Genomic DNA, 4638 nt, shown 5'->3' with positions numbered 1-4638 from the left:
ATATCAACCCTTTGCCCCTGGTGGGTTAATGGGATTCCACCCGATATTGGTTTTATACAAGGTTATCGGTTTTCCCCGATCATGATGTAGAGACGTTGCATGCAACGTCTCTACACAATGGTCATATCACCGACTATTCTATCCCTTCAATCCGATCCTCAACCTCCTGATACAACTCGCGCAACATCTGCAGATTACTCTCACTCGTCTCCCAATACCCGCGTCCATTCACTTCCAACAACGTGGACACCACCTTACGGAATGAATGGGGATTCAAATTCATCAACCGCTTCCGCATTTCTTCATCCTGGATAAACGTCTCATTGGCTTCCTCGTATACCCAGTTATCCACCGCGCCAGCCGTTGCACTCCAACCCATGGTATTGACTAACCGCTTCGAGAGTTCTCGCACGCCTTCATAGCCGTGACTCAGCATTCCCTCATACCATTTCGGGTTGAGTAGCTTCGTCCGCGCATCTAAACGCACCGTCTCCGATAATGTCCGTACTTGGGCATTTGCTGTCGTCGTATCAGCGATATAGGATGCAGGCGTTTTCCCATCTTGACGCAGGGTTGATACCACCTTCGTCGGATCAGAATCAAAATAGTGAGACACATCCGTCAAACTAATCTCCGAGGAATCCAGATTCTGGAACGTCGCCTCCGCTGTTTTCAACGAAGACTCAAAAATCTGGCGATTCTGTTCCATGGTTCCCGGATTATCTGCACTAAAGGCAAAGGATTTCCGGGTTAGGTACATATCCTGTAACTCGGATTCACTTTCCCAAGTGCTATTCTCCACCGCCAGGTTCACATTCGCCGCATAAGAACCCGATGCATTGGAGAATACCCGCGTCGCCGCTTGGCGCAGATTAATCCCCATATCCGCCGCCTGTTGCATCGCGTGTTTGCGGACAAAGTTCATCTCCTCGGGTTCATCCGCCTCAGCCGCCATTTTCACAGCTTGATCTAACAAATTCATCTGGTTGATGAACAAATCCCGGAATACCCCAGAACAGTTAATCACCACATCCACCCGGGGACGCCCCAACTCTTCCAGGGAAATCAATTCTAATTTATTCACTCGTCCCAACGCATCGGGAACCGGCTTCACCCCAACCATCCACATAATTTGTGCCAGGGATTCCCCATAAGTCTTGATATTATCCGTTCCCCAGAGGACACAGGCAATGGTTTCGGGCCAAATTCCGCCATTTTCCGCCCGATGTCGCGCTAATAAGCGGTCTACGACGATTTTTGCCGATTTTACGGCGGCAGTGGTGGGGATGGATTGGGGGTCAAGGGCGTGGATATTTTTCCCCGTGGGTAATACATCGGGGTTGCGGATGGGATCACCGCCGGGTCCGGGTAGGACATATTCCCCTTCCAATGCTTTCAACATCGCGCCGAGTTCGTTATCGGCGACAATTTGCTGGAGACAAAATTCCAGATACTCAAACAGGGGCTTAATCGCCTCCGAGTCAACTTGACAGTACCCGGCATCAATTAGCGCTTCAATCCAAGGGGTCTGTTTCCGCATATTAAAGAAATTCAGACTCGTCACCTTGGACACCCGCCCCTCGGCATCAGTTTGGGCTTGGACTAACGCCCCTACAGCCTTGCGAGTGGCTTGGGTGATGTCTTGGAGTAACTGTACATCCGCTAAGACACCTCGGTCATTATTTTGATAAATCTCGTCGATATCCCGGTTAATGCTGTTGGCGATAATTCGCGGGAGACTCAGGATTTCTTCTTCGGGACGATCCAGACTGGCAATATTAACTAAAGTCGCGATCGCTTCCTCAGCCGTGGGCGGTTTGCCAATTACATGCAACCCACAGGGTAATAGCCGCGACTCAATCTCCATCAGCTTTTTGTAGACTAACCCCACCAGGGTATCCCGTTCCTCTGAGGTCAGTTCGCTGGCGTCTTTTTCCGGTAAGGTGATGTCTTTATCCAGATTCACCAAGCGGCATTTATCCATAATTGTGTTCACAATCGGAACGCTGCGTCCGGTGTCTTTCAGGGTTTGATAAGACCCAATTAATTCATTCAGTTCCTTCAACCCTTTATATAACCCCGCATTCTCCGCCGGAGGAGTCAGATAGGAAATGGTTTCGGCGTAACTGCGCCGCTTGGCGATTGTGGCTTCACTGGGATTATTCGCCGCGTAATAGTAGAGATTGGGAATTGAACCAATTAAGTTATCTGGGTAACAATCCCCCGACATCCCCATCTGCTTACCGGGCATAAATTCTAAGGAACCGTGAGTCCCAAAGTGCAGTACGGCATCCGCTTGCCAGAGATGTTCTAAATAGGTGTAGTACGCGGCAAATCCGTGGTGGGGACTGGCGGAACGGGAGAACAGCAGCCGCATCGGATCACCTTCATAGCCGAATGTGGGCTGCACCCCAATAAACACGTTGCCGAATTGCTTACCATAAATCAGTAGGTTTTGTCCATCACTATTTAAATGTCCTGGTGGTGGACCCCAGTTTTCTTCTAAACGGGTGGAGTAAGGGGTAAACCGTTCATACTCCATCACCGACATCCGGTAGGCAATATTCAGTTCGGGACTGGCATATTGTGCTTGGGCGTCATGGATCACTTCTTGCATCAGGGCTGCGGCGGATTCGGGTAAGTCTTCCACGTCATAACCGTTATGCTTCAGGGCTTCCATGACTTTATAAATTGACCCGAAGACATCCAGATAGGCGGCGGTACCGACATTCCCCTTATCTGGCGGGAAACTAAACACGGTAATTGCCACCTTTTTATCCAGTTTCGGCTTACGGCGCAGGCTTGCCCATTTCAGCGCCCGGTTTGCCACGGCTTCAATCCGATCCTGAAGTGCGATCGCTTTCCCGGTGGTGCCATCTCGTCCTGATAATATAATCGGTTCAATCGCCCCATCGAGTTCGGGGATAGCAATTTGCAGCGCCACTTGAATCGGGTGCAGTCCCAAGTCACTCCCTTCCCACTCTTCTGTGGTTTGGAAGACTAAGGGTAATGCCACCATATAGGGACGGTTGAGGCGTTTTAAGGATTCTATGGCTTTGGGATGATCTTGTCGCGCTGGACCCCCTACTAGGGCAAATCCCGTCAAAGATACCACCGCATCCACTAGGGTAATCTTGGCTTGTCCCTTACTCGTGGGCGTGTCATAGAAAAAGGCATCCACGGGTTTGGAGAAATCCAGTCCCCCAGCAAACACAGGTAGAACTCGTGCGCCCATGGCTTCTAGTTCCTGTACCATTGCCACATAATGGGCATCATCCCCGGTGACGAGGTGGGTGCGTTGCAGGACTAAACCGACACAGGGGGCAAAGGGGTCTTTTAAATCTTCGGAGATATCGTCGCGATTGTTATACCAGGTGAAATACTCTTTGACATCCTCAAACATCTTTGTAGACAGGGGATGCCAGATGCCCATGTCTGGGTAAACCACTGGATCTTTAAATTCTAGGGTTCTTCCCTTAAGCACATATTTATCTGCCAACATTAACAGGAAGTTTTCCAGGTTTTGAGAGGAACCCCCTAGCCAATACTGGAACGACAGCATAAAGTTGCGGGCATCCTGTGCCTTATCGATGGGCATGTATTTCAGGACTTTGGGCAGCGTCTGCAATAGCTTCAACATCCCGTCTTGGAAGGATGAGCCTGACTTTTCTTTACGCTTCTTCATGAACTGGGCGATCGCACTCTTGGATTGACCCAGTTGTGCCATGGAGAAGCTGCCTAATTTATTCAGGCGCATCACCTGGGGCATGGAGGGAAATACCACCGCTGCATCCAAGCGATCGCGATGGGGTTGAACGGCGGCGACTACCTTATCCGCTAAGTCTTCGATAAAGATCAGCGAGGCGATAAAGATATTGGCTTGGGCAATATCTTGCTCAAATGCCTCATAGTTTTGCGGATCGCGGAGTTCTTCGATTAAGTAGCCACTGATTTCAATGGCGATATCCGGCTGATTTTGATTAATTGAACGGACAGCCGCCGATAAAGCACTTTGGTACTGTGGCTCTAGCACGACATAGACCACCTTCAGCATAAAACGATTCTTGGGGTCATCGGGGGTGATGTGACGAATGGTGGACTTGACGTGAGTGAACATGCGGTTCTTGCTCCTTTTGATGCGTGTTCTCTTCTCATTGATCGGGTTCCAGGGAAGATTTGCTTGGCTTCCCTTGGACACAATCGGCTTGGCGTTACAGTTAGGGCAACTTTAGTGGTTTTACCAGAAAATGCTGACCCATGCAGCGTTTTCGCCTTGGTTTGACACAATTCGATAGGAAGTTACTGAATTTACTTTACATTTATTTACATTCATTGAAGTAGTTGCTCTAAATATTATTCACAAAACTTTACACTTAATTCAATCTGGGCAAAATTATACTCATTGTTTTAGATGTGTTGTTTTGCATGTAGACACAAGGCATTGGCAATTCTGGTATACAGAGATAAAAGGACACAGACTCCCCAGCGAGGTTCGTCGTTGCGCGGTCTTCGCTAGATGCGATCGCCAAGGCAGACAGCCATTTGATCGGTCAGCCGGGAAATAAATTTCCGGCTAATAGCTAAAGTCAGCTAAAGCTGACTAGACGTTTTAACCCGTTTTAACGGGTTTTAGCTTTA

General features: G+C 49.1%; 1 protein-coding gene. It reads right to left on the bottom strand.

Going from position 1 to position 4638, the window contains the following annotated elements:
- Positions 1-133 precede the first annotated feature (133 nt).
- Positions 134-4117: a magnesium chelatase subunit H gene (locus ACLFWI_RS27295; RefSeq protein ID WP_446415542.1), complete on the bottom strand. Its 3984-nt coding sequence runs from the start codon at positions 4115-4117 to the stop codon at positions 134-136.
- Positions 4118-4638 lie beyond the last annotated feature (521 nt).

It is taken from the genome of Coleofasciculus sp. (assembly GCF_046539235.1).
Lineage (GTDB): Bacteria > Cyanobacteriota > Cyanobacteriia > Cyanobacteriales > Coleofasciculaceae > Coleofasciculus.
This window is presented reverse-complemented; position numbering and strand designations above follow the sequence as displayed.

Excerpts from the sequence above, each read along its gene's own strand:
- ACLFWI_RS27295 (WP_446415542.1), bottom strand. The coding sequence starts at position 4,117 with ATGTTCACTCACGTCAAGTCCACCATTCGTCACATCACCCCCGATGAC.